This window comes from Streptomyces longisporus, from assembly GCF_039532765.1.
Lineage (GTDB): Bacteria > Actinomycetota > Actinomycetes > Streptomycetales > Streptomycetaceae > Streptomyces > Streptomyces longisporus.
Genome location: NZ_BAAASG010000018.1, coordinates 1 through 16,555 on the forward strand (window position 1 = coordinate 1; position 16,555 = coordinate 16,555).

Below are 16,555 nucleotides of genomic sequence, written 5' to 3' on the forward strand. Positions count from 1 at the left end.
AGCAAACCGCGTTCCCCTCCCTTCTTGCGGAGGCAGCTTGACGCCTAGCTCCGTGAGATGTCTTCGCTAGTCCGGGCCCATTCTGCCCTGCGCGACGTCCACGGACTCGGCCGCCCTCGGAGCCGGTGGACAGACCCGCCGCTGACGGAGGTATCGCCCCCGGCGGGGCCTACTCGCCGGCTTTGACCGGCAGCGGATACGGCGGGGGAGTACCGCCGAATTCCGGGCAGTGCGCCTGGTGGTCGCACCAGCCGCACAGCTTGGTGGGGCGCGGGCGCCAGTCGCCCGACTCCGTCGCCTGCCGGATCGCCTCCCACAGCGCGAGCAGCTTGCGCTCGACACGCTCCAGGTCGGCGAGGACCGGGTCGTAGGTCAAGACGTCCCCGCTGCCGAGATACACGAGCTGCAGCCGCCTCGGCACCACGTTCTTCAGACGCCACACCACCAGGGCGTAGAACTTCATCTGGAACAGCGCCCCTTCGGCGTACTCCGGCCGGGGTGCCTTGCCCGTCTTGTAGTCGACGATCCGCACCTCACCCGTGGGCGCCACATCCACCCGGTCGATGATCCCGCGCAGCATCAGCCCCGAATCCAGCTCCGCCTGCACGAACAGCTCCCGCTCGGCGGGCTCCAGCCGGGTCGGATCCTCCAGCGTGAACCAGCGCTCGACGAGCTGCTCCGCCTCGCCCAGCCAGCGCGCCAGCCGCTCGCCCTGCGGATCGTCCTCGAACAGCTCCACCACTTCCGGCCGGCTCTCCCGCAGCCGGTCCCACTGCCCGGGGATCAGGGACTTGGCACGCGGCGCGGTCCGCTCCGCGGCCGGGGCGTCGAAGAGCCGCTCCAGCACCGCATGCACCAGCGTGCCCCGGGTCGCCGCCTCACTCGGCTTCTCGGGCAGCCGGTCGATGACACGGAACCGGTAGAGCAGGGGGCACTGCATGAAGTCACTGGCCCGCGACGGCGACAGACTGGCGGGCGCTATGGCGACGCGCGGGCCCGTGCCCGCCGAGTCGACCGACGGCGCCACTTCCGCCGGCTCCACCGCCACCGGCGCGTCCGCCGGCGTCACCTCGCTGCTGGGGGCCTCCGCCGCGCCCTCCGTACTCGTCTCCATGCCCCAGACCATACGGCCCGCCACTGACAGTGACCCGCCCGCGGGCCGTGACAGCTGCGACGCCTGGGGAAAGAGAGGGGGTGCCGGGGCGGAACACCTCCCGACGGCCGCATACCATCGACCCGAGACCCTTCCGCCCGGCAGGCGCGGAAGACGCTTCGAACGAGGGGACATCGTGGACGAGAGCGGCGGGAGCGGGCAGCCGCGGTCCGGCACCGACGAGCCGGCCGAGCACCACGCAGGGTCAGCGGCCCCGGCCGCCCCCTCGCCCACCCCGGCCGACCAACAGCCCCCCGCGGCCGACGAGGACCACCCCGCGCCGGACGACGGCACCGCCGGCAGCGACGAGCGCGAGAACCGGCCCGCCGCAGGCGACGCGCCCACCCCGGAAACGAGCCCCGCGAAGGGGCCTCCGGCGAACAGCCCGGGGGACGAGCGCACCTTCGCCCACTCCGGCACCGCCAAGAACCGCCCGCCCAAGCGCCCCCGGGAACCCGGCGGCGGCCTCCTCATGGGCCGCCCCTTCGGCGTGCCCGTGTACGTCGCGCCCAGCTGGTTCCTCGTCGCCGCCCTGATCACCTGGGTCTTCGGCGGCCAGCTCGACCGCGTCCTGCCCGAACTCGGCGCCGCCCGCTACCTCGTCTCCCTCTTCTTCGCCGTCGCCTTCTACGCCTCCGTCCTCGTCCACGAACTGGCCCACACGGTCGCCGCCCTACGCTTCAAACTCCCCGTCCGCCGCATCCAGCTCCAGTTCTTCGGCGGCGTCTCCGAGATCGAGAAAGAGGCCGAGACCCCCGGCCGCGAATTCGTCCTGGCCTTCGTCGGCCCGCTCCTCTCCCTCGTCCTCGCGGGCCTCTTCTACGTCGCCCTGCAGCCCGTCCAGCCCGGCACGGTCCCCGGCGTCCTGCTCGCCGGGCTGATGATCTCCAACCTCATCGTGGCCGCCTTCAACCTCCTGCCCGGCCTGCCCCTGGACGGCGGCCGCATGCTCCGCGCCGTCGTCTGGAAGATCACCGGCAAGCCCATGAGCGGCACCATCGCCGCCGCCTGGGTCGGCCGCGCCCTCGCCGTGTCCGTCCTCATCGGCCTCCCGCTGCTCACCCAGTCCGGCGCCCTCGGCACCACCGCCGAGGACAGCGTCGGCATGGACACCGTCACCGACGCCCTGCTCGCCGCCATCCTCGCCGCCATCATCTGGACCGGCGCCGGCAACAGCCTGCGCATGGCCCGCCTCAGAGAACACCTGCCGGAACTGCGCGCCCGCAACCTCACCCGCCGCGCCGTCCCCGTCGAGAGCGACACGCCCCTGTCCGAGGCACTGCGCCGCGCCAACGCCGCCGGCGCCCGCGCCCTCGTCGTCGTCGACCCCGAAGGCAACCCCCTCTCCCTCGTCCGCGAGGCCGCCATCGTCGGCGTACCCGAACACCGCCGCCCCTGGGTCGCCGTCAGCGGCCTCGCCCAGGACCTCACCGAGGGCATGCGCGTCTCCGCCGAACTCGCCGGCGAAGACCTCCTCGACGTCCTGCGCGCCACCCCCGCCACCGAATACCTGGTGGTCGAGGAGACCGGAGAGATCTACGGCGTCCTGTCCGCCGCCGACGTCGAGCGCGCCTTCGTCAAAGCCATGGCCAGACCCTCCTAGTGGTCGGCGGCCCCGCCAAACCCCGGTAGGCTGTTCACATGTCCGAACCGACCGGTGCCGCCCGCAGGCGCGGGCCCTTCAAGGTCGGGGACCAGGTTCAGCTGACCGACCCCAAGGGCCGCCACTACACGTTCACGCTCGAGGCCGGGAAGAACTTCCACACCCACAAGGGTTCCTTCCCGCACGACGAACTGATCGGCGCTCCCGAGGGCAGCGTTGTCCGCACCACCGGGAACGTCGCCTACCTCGCGCTGCGCCCCCTGCTCCCCGACTACGTCCTGTCCATGCCCCGCGGAGCTGCCGTCGTCTACCCCAAGGACGCCGGGCAGATCCTCGCCTTCGCCGACATCTTCCCCGGCGCCCGCGTCGTGGAGGCAGGAGTCGGCTCCGGCTCGCTCAGCAGCTTCCTGCTGCGCGCCATCGGCGACCAGGGCATGCTGCACAGCTACGAGCGCCGCGAGGACTTCGCCGAGATCGCCCAGCAGAACGTCGAGCGCTACTTCGGCGGCCCGCACCCCGCCTGGCAGCTCACCGTCGGCGACCTCCAGGACAACCTGTCCGACACCGACGTCGACCGCGTCATCCTCGACATGCTCGCCCCCTGGGAGTGCCTGGAGGCCGTCTCCAAGGCGCTCGTCCCCGGCGGCATCCTGTGCTGCTACGTGGCCACCACCACCCAGCTCGCCCGGACCGTCGAGTCCATCCGCGAGATCGGCTCCTTCAACGAGCCGACCGCCTGGGAGACGATGATCCGCAACTGGCACATCGAGGGCCTGGCCGTCCGCCCCGACCACCGGATGATCGGCCACACCGGCTTCCTGCTCACCGCCCGCCGCCTCGCCGACGGCGTCGAGCCGCCCATGCGCCGCCGCCGCCCCGCCAAGGGCGCCTACGGCGAGGACTACGCCGGCCCCAACGCCGACGGAGGCGGCCGCTGACGCGGCCGCACACCGCACCCAACGAAAGGGCGCTGCCGCCGAGTTCCCGGACATCATCCGCAACTCGGCCGCAGCGCCCTTCTGTTGACACCACGCCATAAACAGAACAAACCCGGCATCCCTCATTCGAGGAACCGAACACCCCGCCGTTCCCCCGCACTGTGACGTGTGGCACGATGCAGGCCACCCCCACCGGCACAGCCCTCACAGGAGACACTCCTAGTGCAGCAATCCGCCGTCCCGGAACTGGCACACACGCACACCCGCCCCATCCACTGGGTCGCCACCGCCGCGGCCGTCTCGGGCGTCATGGCCCTCTCCTCGCTCCTGCAGCCCAACTCCGCGACGGCAGCCCAGCCGGCCGGCCCCCGGACCGGAACCGCCCGCACGGCGACCGCACCCGGCACCGCAGGAGTGGACTTCCCGCTCGCCTGCGGCCCGGTCAAAGCAGTCGTGCAGAAGAAGGCCACCGGGGACCTCGACGGCGACGGAAACCCCGAAACCGTGGCCGTCGTGCACTGCGACGCCCCCATGGGCACCCCGCCCGACGGCGTGTACGTCCTCACCCGCGGCACGGACGGCAAGCCGCGCGTGGTGGCGACCCTGCTCGATCCCAAGACCGGCGACACCGTCAGCGACTTCGCCGTACGCGACGGAGCCGTCGCGGCGACCCTGCTCGGCTACTCGTCCGGCGACGTGCCCCGCTGCTGTCCGGACGTGACGCAGAGTGCCAAATGGCAGTGGAAGAACGGCGTGTTCACGCGCTCCGCATCCGCCGGGGCCCACAGCGTCTGAGCCGGGCCGCCGACGCGTGTGAGAAAAGAGACAGCCGTGACGGCCTGTGTCCGACAGGTCACTCTGCGTCGGGGCCGTACACCTCGACCTTGTCCGAAACCCGACGCACATGGATGCAGTCGCCCGGACACTCCTTGGCGGAGTCCACCACATCCGTGAGAAGCGGCAGCGGCACACGCGTTGTGGCGCCCCGGGCCTGGAGCAGTTCGTCGTCCGCGCCCTTCACATAGGCCAGGCCGTCGATGTCCAACTCGAACACCTCCGGCGCGTACTGGGCGCAGATGCCGTCGCCGGTACACAGGTCCTGGTCGATCCAGACCTCCAGCTCCTCGCCGCCGGTCGCGACCTCCTGCTGCACGCTCATCTCTCCTGCCGTTCGGCTGTCGAGCCGCCGAAAACCGGGTCGGCTCCGACGGATGTGGACCGCTTCGACCCTACCTCCGGCGGCTTCCCCACCCTGTCCGGTGGGTATTCCGCCTTTCAAACGACATGTACGCAGGCAACGGCGAAAACACGCCGCACCGCACATCTCGAACACTCCTTCGCCTGGTGGGCGCCCCTCCGGAGCGCCTCCCATCGGCGCCCGATCCAGTGCAGTGGCCGAAAATCGCCGTACGAGTCTGCGGCGCCGACCGCACCACGCCGGCGGCGCGCGACGCAGCCCCAGGCCCCGACGAGCGCCCTGCACCAAGCCGCCGCGCTCCTGTTCGCAGGTGCGCGGCGTCAACAACTAGGCTCGACACCGATGGGTGTTGAACACTTCATCGCCGGTTACTGCCTGCTTTCGAAGGTTGATGAATGGGTATTCCCCTGGCGTGAGGAACGGCGCAAGGGGCAAGATCGGACACGCCCCTACCGTCTTTGTGATCTAGGGGTTTCAATCGACACCCACCCAGGTAGGGTCTGGAAGCGTCCAGCTCCCCTTGGAGGAGGTGAGGACCGTGGCAGCCCACGACGACGACATGAACCGCGGCATCCGCCCGGGACGAGGGTCCGACGACCCGGCCGGGCAGATTGCCTACCTTGAGCAGGAGATCGCCGTCCTGCGACGCAAGCTCGCCGACTCTCCGCGACACACGAGGATTCTCGAAGAGCGGATCGTCGAGCTGCAGACCAACCTGGCCGGCGTGTCCGCCCAGAACGAGCGACTCGCCAACACGCTCCGTGAGGCCCGCGACCAGATCGTGGCCCTCAAGGAAGAGGTCGACCGGCTCGCACAGCCACCGGCCGGCTTCGGAGTCTTCCTCACGGCGAACGAGGACGGCACAGCCGACATCTTCACCGGAGGCCGCAAACTCCGCGTGAACGTCAGCCCCAGCGTCGACCTCGAAGAGCTGAGGCGCGGCCAGGAAGTAATGCTCAACGAAGCGCTCAACGTGGTCGAGGCCATGGAGTTCGAGCGCGTCGGGGACATCGTCACCCTCAAGGAGATCCTCGAGGACGGCGAACGCGCCCTGGTGCTCGGGCACACCGATGAGGAGCGGGTGGTACGGCTCGCCGAGCCACTGCTGGACGTGAACATCCGCCCCGGTGACGCCCTGCTGCTCGAACCCCGCTCCGGCTATGTCTACGAGATCGTTCCGAAGAGCGAGGTCGAGGAACTCGTCCTCGAAGAGGTTCCCGACATCGGTTACGAGCAGATCGGCGGTCTCGGCGGCCAGATCGAGGCCATCCGCGACGCGGTCGAGCTGCCATACCTCTACCCGGACCTGTTCAAGGAGCACGAACTGCGGCCGCCCAAGGGCGTCCTGCTGTACGGGCCCCCCGGATGCGGAAAGACGCTCATCGCCAAGGCCGTCGCCAACTCGCTGGCCAAGAAGGTCGCCGAGGTGACCGGCCAGGCCGCCGGCAAGAGCTTCTTCCTCAACATCAAGGGCCCCGAGCTCCTGAACAAGTACGTCGGTGAGACCGAGCGGCAGATCCGCCTCGTCTTCCAGCGTGCGCGGGAGAAGGCCAGCGAGGGCACCCCCGTCATCGTCTTCTTCGACGAGATGGAGTCCCTCTTCCGCACCCGTGGCTCCGGTGTCAGCTCGGACGTGGAGAACACCATCGTCCCCCAGCTGCTCGCCGAGATCGACGGCGTGGAAGGCCTGCAGAACGTGGTCGTGATCGGCGCCTCCAACCGCGAGGACATGATCGACCCCGCCATCCTGCGACCCGGCCGCCTCGATGTGAAAATCAAGATCGAGCGACCCGACGCCGAAGCCGCCAAGGACATCTTCGGCAAGTACCTCACCGAACGCCTCCCCCTGCACGCCGACGACCTCGGCGAACACGGCGGCAGCAAGACGACCACCGTCGAAAGCATGATCCAGACGGCCGTCGAGCACATGTACGCGGAATCCGAGGAAAACCGCTTCCTGGAGGTCACCTACGCCAACGGCGACAAGGAAGTCCTCTACTTCAAGGACTTCAACTCCGGCGCCATGATCGAGAACATCGTCGGCCGCGCCAAGAAGATGGCGATCAAGGACTTCCTCGACCACAACCAGAAGGGCCTCCGCGTCTCCCACCTCCTCCAGGCATGCGTGGACGAGTTCAAGGAGAACGAAGACCTCCCCAACACCACCAACCCGGACGACTGGGCCCGAATCTCCGGAAAGAAGGGCGAACGGATCGTCTACATCCGCACCCTCATCACCGGAAAGCAGGGCGCCGACACCGGACGCTCCATCGACACGGTGGCGAACACCGGTCAGTACCTGTAAAAAACAGGGCGGCTGCGGGTGCCCTCACCGGGTACCCGCAGTCGACTGTTTTTCAGGCCAAGACCGCAACAAGAGGCGCGCAAGGCAATGACGCAAATGATCTCCCCACCAGCGCAAAGCCGTTCTAGGCTCTTCGGTACCGCCGAGTCGCGCAGTGCGGGGACGGGCACCGCACACGCACCGGAGCGCCAGCGGTACTTGAGCAGCGTCCCCGACCGAGGGCGCCGCCGGGCAAGGAGGGCCGCATGACCGTACGGCGAGTAATGGGTATCGAGACGGAGTACGGCATCTCCGTCCCCGGCCACCCCAACGCCAATGCCATGCTCACCTCGTCCCAGATCGTCAACGCCTACGCGGCGGCGATGCACCGGGCCCGCCGGGCCCGCTGGGACTTCGAGGAGGAGAACCCGCTGCGCGACGCGCGAGGCTTCGACCTCGCCCGCGAGGCCGCCGACGCCAGCCAGCTCACCGACGAGGACATCGGCCTCGCCAACGTGATCCTCACCAACGGCGCACGCCTCTACGTCGACCACGCACACCCCGAATACAGCGCCCCCGAGGTCACCAACCCCCGCGACGCCGTCCTCTGGGACAAGGCCGGCGAACGCATCATGGCCGAAGCCGCGGAACGGGCCGCCGCACTCCCCGGCGCCCAGCCGATCCACCTCTACAAGAACAACACCGACAACAAGGGCGCCTCCTACGGCACGCACGAGAACTACCTGATGAAACGGGAAACCCCCTTCTCGGACATCGTGCGCCACCTCACGCCCTTCTTCGTCTCCCGCCAGGTCGTCACCGGCGCCGGCCGCGTCGGCATCGGCCAGGACGGCCACGAACACGGCTTCCAGCTCAGCCAGCGCGCCGACTACTTCGAGGTCGAGGTCGGCCTCGAAACCACCCTCAAGCGCCCCATCATCAACACCCGCGACGAGCCCCACGCCGACGCCGAGAAATACCGCCGCCTGCACGTGATCATCGGCGACGCGAACCTCTCCGAGATCTCGACCTACCTGAAGCTGGGCACCACAGCCCTCGTGCTGTCGATGATCGAAGACGGCTTCATCGCCGTCGACCTGGCCGTGGACCAGCCCGTCCGCACCCTCCACCAGGTCTCCCACGACCCCACCCTCCAGCGCCTGGTCACCCTCCGCAGCGGCCGCACGCTCACCGCCGTCCAACTCCAGATGGAGTACTACGAGCTCTCCCGCAAATACGTCGAGGAGCGCTTCGGCGCGGACGCCGACGACCAGACCAAGGACGTCCTGGCCCGCTGGGAGGACACCCTCAACCGTCTGGAGAACGACCCCATGAGCCTCGCCGGCGAACTGGACTGGGTCGCCAAGCGGGAACTCATGGAGGGCTACCGGCGCCGCGACGGCCTCGACTGGGACGCCGCGAAGCTCCACCTCCTCGACCTCCAGTACGCCGACGTCCGCCCCGAAAAGGGCCTCTACAACCGTCTCGCGGCCCGCGGCCGCATGAAGCGCCTCCTGGACGAGAACGAGGTCGAGAGGGCCCGTACGAAGCCGCCGGAGGACACCCGCGCGTACTTCCGCGGACGCTGCCTGGAGCAGTACGCGGACGACGTCGCCGCGGCCTCCTGGGACTCCGTGATCTTCGACCTCCCGGGCCGGGACTCGCTCCAGCGCGTCCCAACCCTGGAACCGCTTCGCGGAACGCGAAATCACGTCAAGGAGCTCCTGGACCGCTGCCGCACGGCGGAAGACCTGGTCAGGGTCCTGTCCGGCGGCTGAACCGTTGCCGGGGTGGAACCGTCCGGACAGGGTGGAAAGTCCATCGTCCGGGAATCATCGAGGTGGCCCCCGTACGTTGTAGCAACTGCGGGGCCGATGTCAGACCCTGCTTGTAGGGTCTGATCAAGAACGTCGAACCGAGCGGGGTGAGGGGTTATGGCGACCAAGGACACCGGCGGCGGCCAGCAGAAGGCGACGCGCTCCACGGAGGAGGTCGAGGAGCAGGCGCAGGATGCGCAGGCATCTGAGGACCTCAAGGAGCGCCAGGAGAAGCTGAGCGATGACGTGGACTCCGTCCTGGACGAGATTGACGACGTCTTGGAGGAAAATGCGGAGGATTTCGTACGTTCGTTCGTTCAAAAGGGTGGACAGTAAGACACATCCATGAACGACGGGGGGTCGAAGAAGTGCTCGGCATGCCAGGAGTTGCTCCCGGTCGGCGCATTCGCGGCGAACAGATCGCGGCCTGACGGTTTGCAGGCCAATTGCCATGAATGCGCGGCCGAGTACTACCGGCGGCGCCAGGAAGCCAGGGGTAAGACGGTTCGGGAGAAGGTGGACGTGCCCGATGGGCACAAGCTCTGCCGGACATGCGGCGAGATCAAACCCCACAGCGAGTGGCATCGCAACGCAACTGCGTCTGACGGTCTCTCGACGCGCTGCAAGGCGTGCCGAGCCGCCCAGAGTCGGCAGGACCATCTGAAGCGCCAGTACGGCATCACCGAAGCCGAACGTGACGAGTTGATCGCCTCTCAAGGGGGCGTCTGCTGCATATGTTTGGCGGCTGTGCCCGAGCATGTGGATCACTGCCACAAGACGGGTAGGGTCCGAGGCGTACTGTGCTTCAGCTGCAATGCCGCACTGGGGCAGTTCAAGGATCGGCCCGATGCCATAAGGCGGGCTGCTGCTTACGTGGAAGGAATCGCGTGGAAGCCAACACTCGTAGCACCGGGCGTCTACCAGCTGCCTTCCTGACGCCTGGGTCGTCGTCCTTCATGGACTTCCTGTCCGAGCACCAGCCGGAGATGCTGCCGGGCAACCGGCAGCTGCCGCCCACCCAGGGCGTCATCGAGGCGCCGCACGGCACGACGATCGTGGCCGTGACCTTCCCGGGGGGTGTGGTGCTCGCCGGTGACCGTCGCGCCACCATGGGCAACGTCATCGCGCAGCGGGACATCGAGAAGGTGTTCCCGGCCGATGAGTACTCGGCTGTGGGCATCGCCGGTACCGCCGGCCTGGCCGTCGAGATGGTCAAGCTGTTCCAGCTGGAGCTGGAGCACTTCGAGAAGGTCGAGGGGGCGCAGCTCTCGTTGGAGGGCAAGGCGAACCGGCTGTCGACCATGATCCGTTCCAACCTCGGCATGGCCATGCAGGGGCTGGCCGTGGTTCCCCTCTTCGCCGGTTATGACGTGGACCGTGAGAAGGGGCGCATCTTCTCCTATGACGTGACGGGCGGCCGCTCCGAGGAGCACGGGTATGCGGCCACGGGCTCCGGTTCGATCTTCGCGCGCGGGGCCATGAAGAAGCTTTTCCGTGACGACCTGTCGGAGGACCAGGCCACGACTCTGGTGGTGCAGGCCCTCTATGACGCGGCTGATGACGACTCGGCGACCGGTGGTCCCGATGTCGCCCGCCGGATCTATCCGATCGTGACCGTGATCACCGAGGACGGTTTCCGCCGGCTGACCGAGGAGGAGTCCTCCGAGATCGCCCGCTCGATCCTGGAGCGGCGGCTGGAGCAGCCCGACGGTCCGCGGGCCGCGCTGCTGTAGCCGGGTGACCGGCTGTTGTGAAGGTGATCGCGTGACTTCGACAGAAAGGGACGGATAACCGGTGTCGACGCCGTTCTATGTCTCACCCCAGCAGGCCATGGCCGACCGGGCGGAGTACGCCCGTAAGGGCATCGCCCGTGGTCGCAGCCTGGTCGTGTTGCAGTATGCCGACGGCATTGTGTTCGTGGGCGAGAACCCGTCCCGTGCGCTGCACAAGTTCAGCGAGATCTATGACCGGATCGGTTTTGCGGCCGCCGGCAAGTACAACGAGTACGAGAATCTGCGGATCGGTGGTGTGCGGTATGCCGATCTTCGTGGTTACACCTATGACCGTGATGATGTGACTGCCCGCGGTCTTGCGAACGTGTATGCCCAGACGTTGGGCACGATCTTCTCCAGTGCGGCCGAGAAGCCGTACGAGGTGGAGTTGGTCGTTGCGGAGGTCGGGGAGACGCCCGAGGGTGATCAGATCTATCGGTTGCCGCATGACGGGTCGATCGTGGACGAGCACGGTTCGGTCGCGGTCGGTGGTAATTCCGAGCAGATCAGCACTTATCTCGATCAGCAGCACCGTGAGGGCATGTCGCTCGCCGAGGGGTTGAAGCTGGCCGTGCAGGCGCTGTCCCGCGATACGAACGGCACGCAGCGGGAGATTCCCGCTGAGCGTCTGGAGGTCGCGGTGCTGGACCGTACGCGGCCGCAGGCGCGGAAGTTCAAGCGGATCGTGGGCCGTCAGCTCTCCCGGCTCCTGGAGGCCGACGGAGCGGCCACCGAGGCCGAGAGCAGTGCGGAGGAGGGCCCGGACGAGGAGTAGCCCGCCTCACCCCGTGTCCCGCTCCTTGTGTGCCCCGGTCGTCGATGCGGCCGGGGCACAGGGCGTTCAGGGGGCGCCGGGCGGTGCTGTCGAGCCTCGTACGACCAGGTGGACAGGGATGTCGCCCGCGTCGGGCACACGTCCCTCCAGGACGGCCAGCAGGGCTTCCATGCCGCGCTCGCCGAAGAGCTCGGCGTCCAGGCGTACGGTCGTCAGTTCGGGGTCGAGGGCGGTGGCGAGGGCGAGGTCGTCGAGGCCGGTGACGGAGATGTCGTCGGGGATGCGCAGACCGAGTCGGCGGGCGGCTTTGTAGGCGCCGGCGGCGAGTTTGTCGTCGTCGCAGACGAGGGCGGTGGGCCGGGGTCCGGGGGCGGACAGGGCTGCTTCGGCGGCGGTCAGGGCACCTTCGATGGAGATGGGTGCGCGGGTGGTCCGTACGGAGGTGTCCGGGACTGCGCCGACCCGGGCGGCCAGTTCGTGCGCGCGTACCTCGAAGGTCCAGGACGCCACGTCCGCCGCGAGGTGCAGGAAGTGGCGGTGGCCCAGGCCCAGCAGGTGTTCGGCGACCTGTCTGACGCCGTCCGTGATGTCGAGGTTCACGGTGGCCGCGCCCAGGCTTCCCTTGGGGTCGCTGTCGAGCATGACCAGGGGGAGCTGGTCGCCGCGGATGGCGGTGAGGGCGTCGGCGGCCATGGAGGAGGCGATGACGCCGTCGAGGGCGGCCTGGGCGGAGGCGAAGGGGTCGCGGGCGGGGCCGATGCCTTCGGGGGAGGGGTAGAGGACGACGCCGAAGCCGTGGTCGGCGGCGACGCGGGCGGCGCCGGTGTACACGCCGGCGAAGAACTCCGTGGTGAGGGCCGGTACCACGAGGAGGACGGTGCGGGTGCGGCCGAGGCGGAGGTTTCGGGCGGCGAGGTTGGGCCGGTAGCCGAGGTCGCGGGCGGCTTCGCGGACGCGTTCGGCGGTGGCCTGTGAGACGCGGCCGCGCCATTTGTCGCCGAGCACCAGGGAGACGGCGGCCTGGGAGACGCCGGCTGCCTGGGCGACGTCGCGGCTGGTGGGGCGGGTGCTGCCGGGTGCCACCGTGGGCCTGCTCCTTGTCTGCTGGTCGTTCGCCTGGGGGCGCTTCGGCCCTCCGGCTCACTCCCGGTCGTCTGGACTCGTGAACAGCGCACATGGTACGTATGAGAGCGGACGTTATACGTAAAACTTCCGGCGTCGGCACGGGTGAGGGGAAGCGGACATGGCTGCGGGATACGTGGAGATCCTCAGGACTCGGCACGCCGCGCGTCTGCTCGCCGGCACGCTGGTGGGCCGGCTGCCGTGTGCCGTCGCCGCGATCGCGGTCGTGCTGTTCGTGCGGGCGGAGGGCGGAACCTACAGTCTGGCCGGCGGGCTCGCGGCGGTGTACGGGGTCGCCAATGCCGCGGGGCAGCCGCTCCTGGGGCGGCTGGTGGATCTGTACGGACAGCCGCGTGTCCAGCTGCCCGCGGCGCTCGGTTCCGCGCTGGCCATGTCCGGGTTCGCCTTCGTCGGCATCGATCCGCCGGCGCTCGCTTATGTGTGCGTGGCGCTCGCCGGGCTGTTCACGCCTCCCCTGGAGGGTGGTCTGCGGGCGTTGTGGTCGTCGGTGCTGCGCGGCGAGGGTCAGGTGCAGACGGCGTATGCGCTCGATGCCGTCGCCCAGGAAGTCATGTTCACCGTCGGCCCGTTGCTGGTGACGCTGTGCGTGTCGCTGTGGTCGGCGCAGGTGGCGCTGGTGCTCGTCAATGTGGTCGGAGTGCTGGGTGCCTTGTCGGTGGTGGTGTCCCCGCCGTCGCGGGAGTGGCGTTCGGCGCCGCGTGAGGCGCACTGGCTGGGTGCGCTGCGCTCGCCGGGGCTCCTTGTGCTGCTGGGTGCGTTTCTGGCGGTGGGGATGGCACTGGGGTCCATTGCGGTCGCGGCCGTGGCGTATGCGGACGGTCACGGCGGGGACGCGGTGTACGGCTGGCTGATGGCGGCGATCGGTCTCGGGGCTCTCGTGGGTGGTACGGCGTACGGGGCGCGGCAGTGGAGCGGTGCGCCGGAGCGGCGACTGCGGGTGCTGGTGGCGCTTCTGGCGGTGTGTTATCTGCCGCTCACTCTGATGCCGGGTCCGGTGGCGATGACGGTGCTCGCGGCGGTTGCGGGGCTCTTCCTCGCGCCGTGTCTCGCGTGTGCGTTCGTCCTCGTCGACCGGCATGCGCCGCGCGGCACGGTCACCGAGGCCTTCTCGTGGATTGTGACGACGTTCACCGTGGGTTCCTCGGTGGGAACGGGCCTGGCGGGCCCGGTCGTCGAGTGGGGCGGGGCGGTGTGGGGGTTCGCCGTGCCGGGTGTCGCGGGGGCCGTGGCACTGCTGGTTCTGCTGGCCACCGGGCGGGTCCTTGCAGCTCCCGCGGGGCGTGCGGTGGTTGCGGCTTCATCGGAAAATGATCCAAACCGTGCCGTCGAACCCCGTTTCAGCTCAGGGGATCGGGCGTAATGTTCAGTCATGGACCGCCGCATTTTCGGGCTGGAGAACGAGTACGGCGTCACGTGTACGTTCAGGGGACAGCGCCGCCTGTCTCCCGACGAGGTGGCGCGGTACCTCTTCCGCCGTGTCGTGTCATGGGGCCGCAGCAGCAATGTCTTTCTGCGAAACGGCGCCCGCCTCTATCTCGACGTGGGCTCACATCCGGAATACGCGACACCGGAATGTGACAACGTGACCGAGCTGGTCACCCACGACAAAGCGGGCGAGCGCATTCTCGAAGGACTCCTGGTGGACGCCGAACGACGCCTGCACGAGGAGGGAATCGCGGGCGACGTCTACCTCTTCAAGAACAACACCGACTCGGCGGGCAACTCCTACGGCTGCCACGAGAACTATCTCGTCGCACGTCATGGGGAGTTCTCCCGGCTCGCGGACATTCTCATCCCGTTCCTCGTCACGAGGCAGCTTCTGTGCGGTGCCGGCAAGGTGCTGCAGACTCCGCGGGGCGCGGTGTACTGCGTCAGTCAGCGGGCCGAGCACATCTGGGAGGGCGTCTCCTCGGCGACGACCCGTTCGAGGCCGATCATCAACACGCGCGACGAGCCGCACGCGGACGCCGAGCGCTACCGCCGCCTGCATGTCATCGTGGGCGACTCGAACATGTCCGAGACGACCATGCTGCTCAAGGTCGGCGCGACCGACCTGGTGCTGCGCATGATCGAGGCGGGCACGGTGATGCGGGACCTGACCCTGGAGAACCCGATCCGGGCGATCCGTGAGGTCAGCCATGACATCACGGGCCGGCGCAAGGTGCGTCTGGCGAGCGGTCGCGAGGCGTCCGCCCTCGAGGTGCAGCGCGAGTACTACGAGAAGGCCGTGGACTTCTGCGAGCGCCGCGGTATCCGCACCGGCACGGTCGAGCAGGTCCTGGAGCTGTGGGGCCGCACGCTGGACGCGATCGAGGCCGAGGACCTCGACCGGATCGGCACCGAGATCGACTGGGTGATGAAGTACAAGCTCATCGAGCGGTACCGGGCCAAGCACAACATGACCATGTCGCATCCGCGGGTCGCGCAGATAGACCTCGCCTACCACGACATTCACCGTCGTCGTGGCCTGTACTACCTGCTCGAGCGGAAGGGTCAAGCGGCGCGGATCTGCAACGACTTGAAGATCTTCGAGGGCAAGTCGGTTCCGCCGCAGACCACTCGGGCCCGGCTGCGCGGTGACTTCATCCGCAGGGCCCAGGAGCAGCGCCGGGACTTCACGGTCGACTGGGTCCATCTGAAGCTCAACGACCAGGCGCAGCGCACGGTGTTGTGCAAGGACCCGTTCCGTTCCGTGGACGACCGGGTGGAGAAGCTGATCGCAGGAATGTGAGCTATGTGAACAACGCGTTCCGGTGAAAGGCCGGAACGCAACACGGGCGCCGTACGTTTCCCGTACGGCGCCCTTCTCACGCCGTAGAGTTGCGCGCACGCCATCCACAAGATCGACCGATACGAGGCCTTTACCGTGCGCCGACGCTCCCTTCTCATCGCCGTACCCGCAGGACTGGTCACACTCGCCGGATGCGGTGACGGCAAGTCCGCCTCGAGCAAGGCCGAAGCGAGCCCGTCGCCCTCCGCAGCGGCCACGTCCGCCGCGCCGCCGCCGAAGATCGTCGACGGGCCGCTGCCGGCGATCACGGCGGGCACGAAGTTCGGTGAGAAGCCGACCGTCGCCAAGGGCACCGGCCAGCCGTCGAAGAACCTCGCGGTCAGGACGCTCATCGCGGGCAGCGGGCAGACGGTCGCGGAGAACGACTATGTGCAGGCCCACTATCTCGGCCAGATCTGGAACACGGCGAAGGTCTTCGACAACTCCTACGACCGCAAGACGCCTCTGATCATCCAGCTCGCCGAGGGCAGCATCATCGACGGCTGGCGGTACGGCCTGACGGGCAAGAAGGCCGGCAGCCGCGTCCAGATGGCCGTCCCGCCCACCTGGGGCTATGGCACCTCGGGCAACTCGCAGGCGGGCATCAAGGGCACCGACACGCTGGTGTTCGTGGTGGACGTGCAGGCCACGTTCAACGCCAAGAGCTCCGCCAAGGGCACGGACGTGGCGCAGAAGGACGCGGCGCTGCCCAAGGTCGGCACCAACACCGACGGTGCGGCGCCCTCCATCGACATCCCGAAGAAGGCCGCGCCCACCAAGCTGGTGGCGACGTACATCATCGAGGGCGACGGTCCCGTGGTCGGCGCCCAGGACAGTGTGCTCGTGCAGTACAAGGGCGTGTTGTGGGACGGAGGCAAGGAGTTCGACTCGACGTACAAGCAGAAGAGGCTCGCGTCGTTCGGGCTGCAGCAGGTGATCAAGGGCTGGGGGCAGGGCCTGACCGGCAAGAAGGTCGGCAGCCGGGTCCTCATCGTGATCCCGCCGAAGCTGGGCTACGGGGACAAGCCGCCGGCCGGCAGCGGCATCGAGAAGGACTCCGTGCTGGTCTTCACGGTCGACATCCTGGCCAAGATGTAACGGC

15 protein-coding genes are annotated in these 16,555 nt (G+C 68.5%); 12 read left to right on the forward strand and 3 right to left on the reverse strand.

Going from position 1 to position 16,555, the window contains the following annotated elements; translation table 11 throughout:
- Positions 1–169 precede the first annotated feature (169 nt).
- Positions 170–1,114 carry a RecB family exonuclease gene (locus ABD355_RS35315; protein WP_344405038.1) on the reverse strand — a complete coding sequence of 315 codons (945 nt, stop codon included), beginning with the start codon at positions 1,112–1,114 and terminating at the stop codon, positions 170–172.
- A 175-nt stretch (positions 1,115–1,289) separates the two neighbouring features.
- Between ABD355_RS35315 and ABD355_RS35320 the strand changes: the two genes are divergently transcribed.
- The 3 genes from ABD355_RS35320 to ABD355_RS35330 all read left to right on the forward strand — a co-directional run bounded on the left by ABD355_RS35320 (position 1,290) and on the right by ABD355_RS35330 (position 4,489).
- On the forward strand, positions 1,290–2,756 hold the full coding sequence (locus ABD355_RS35320; protein ID WP_344405039.1) for a site-2 protease family protein: 1,467 nt from the start codon (positions 1,290–1,292) through the stop codon (positions 2,754–2,756).
- 38 nt (positions 2,757–2,794) lie between these two features.
- Entirely contained in the window at positions 2,795–3,694 is a 900-nt protein-coding gene (locus ABD355_RS35325) for a tRNA (adenine-N1)-methyltransferase (RefSeq protein WP_020939007.1), read from the forward strand.
- 222 nt (positions 3,695–3,916) lie between these two features.
- Positions 3,917–4,489: a hypothetical protein gene (locus ABD355_RS35330; RefSeq protein WP_344405041.1), complete on the forward strand. Its 573-nt coding sequence runs from the start codon at positions 3,917–3,919 to the stop codon at positions 4,487–4,489.
- A 58-nt stretch (positions 4,490–4,547) separates the two neighbouring features.
- Here ABD355_RS35330 and ABD355_RS35335 read toward each other — a convergent pair whose 3' ends face one another.
- Complete coding sequence (locus ABD355_RS35335; RefSeq protein ID WP_344405042.1) at positions 4,548–4,853, reverse strand: ferredoxin; 306 nt, start codon at positions 4,851–4,853, stop codon at positions 4,548–4,550.
- Between the two features lie 577 nt (positions 4,854–5,430).
- Here ABD355_RS35335 and arc point away from each other — a divergent pair.
- The 6 genes from arc to prcA all read left to right on the forward strand — a co-directional run bounded on the left by arc (position 5,431) and on the right by prcA (position 11,540).
- Entirely contained in the window at positions 5,431–7,197 is a 1,767-nt protein-coding gene (gene arc / locus ABD355_RS35340) for a proteasome ATPase (RefSeq protein WP_099927637.1), read from the forward strand.
- Between the two features lie 245 nt (positions 7,198–7,442).
- Entirely contained in the window at positions 7,443–8,954 is a 1,512-nt protein-coding gene (gene dop / locus ABD355_RS35345) for a depupylase/deamidase Dop (RefSeq protein WP_344405043.1), read from the forward strand.
- 156 nt (positions 8,955–9,110) lie between these two features.
- On the forward strand, positions 9,111–9,329 hold the full coding sequence (locus ABD355_RS35350) for a ubiquitin-like protein Pup (protein WP_016325855.1): 219 nt from the start codon (positions 9,111–9,113) through the stop codon (positions 9,327–9,329).
- 9 nt (positions 9,330–9,338) lie between these two features.
- Positions 9,339–9,929, forward strand: a complete 591-nt coding sequence (locus tag ABD355_RS35355; protein ID WP_344405044.1) for an endonuclease VII domain-containing protein — start codon at positions 9,339–9,341, stop codon at positions 9,927–9,929.
- Positions 9,881–10,726, forward strand: a complete 846-nt coding sequence (gene prcB / locus ABD355_RS35360; RefSeq protein ID WP_344405045.1) for a proteasome subunit beta — start codon at positions 9,881–9,883, stop codon at positions 10,724–10,726. Before ABD355_RS35355 ends, prcB begins: the two co-directional genes overlap by 49 nt.
- 61 nt (positions 10,727–10,787) lie before the next feature.
- Positions 10,788–11,540 (forward strand): proteasome subunit alpha, encoded by a 753-nt coding sequence (gene prcA / locus ABD355_RS35365; protein ID WP_344405046.1) that lies wholly within the window; start codon positions 10,788–10,790, stop codon positions 11,538–11,540.
- Positions 11,541–11,606: 66 nt separating this feature from the next.
- Here the strand turns inward: prcA and ABD355_RS35370 are convergent, their stop codons facing one another.
- The gene (locus tag ABD355_RS35370; RefSeq protein ID WP_344405047.1) at positions 11,607–12,623 is read right to left on the reverse strand and encodes a LacI family DNA-binding transcriptional regulator; all 1,017 of its coding nucleotides are present in this window, start codon (positions 12,621–12,623) and stop codon (positions 11,607–11,609) included.
- A 160-nt stretch (positions 12,624–12,783) separates the two neighbouring features.
- Here ABD355_RS35370 and ABD355_RS35375 point away from each other — a divergent pair, with 160 nt between their 5' ends.
- The 3 genes from ABD355_RS35375 to ABD355_RS35385 all read left to right on the forward strand — a co-directional run bounded on the left by ABD355_RS35375 (position 12,784) and on the right by ABD355_RS35385 (position 16,551).
- Positions 12,784–14,043: an MFS transporter gene (locus ABD355_RS35375; protein WP_344405048.1), complete on the forward strand. Its 1,260-nt coding sequence runs from the start codon at positions 12,784–12,786 to the stop codon at positions 14,041–14,043.
- A 9-nt stretch (positions 14,044–14,052) separates the two neighbouring features.
- Positions 14,053–15,414: a Pup--protein ligase gene (gene pafA, locus ABD355_RS35380; RefSeq protein WP_059196529.1), complete on the forward strand. Its 1,362-nt coding sequence runs from the start codon at positions 14,053–14,055 to the stop codon at positions 15,412–15,414.
- Positions 15,415–15,549: 135 nt separating this feature from the next.
- Positions 15,550–16,551: an FKBP-type peptidyl-prolyl cis-trans isomerase gene (locus ABD355_RS35385; protein ID WP_344405051.1), complete on the forward strand. Its 1,002-nt coding sequence runs from the start codon at positions 15,550–15,552 to the stop codon at positions 16,549–16,551.
- Positions 16,552–16,555: the final 4 nt, after the last annotated feature.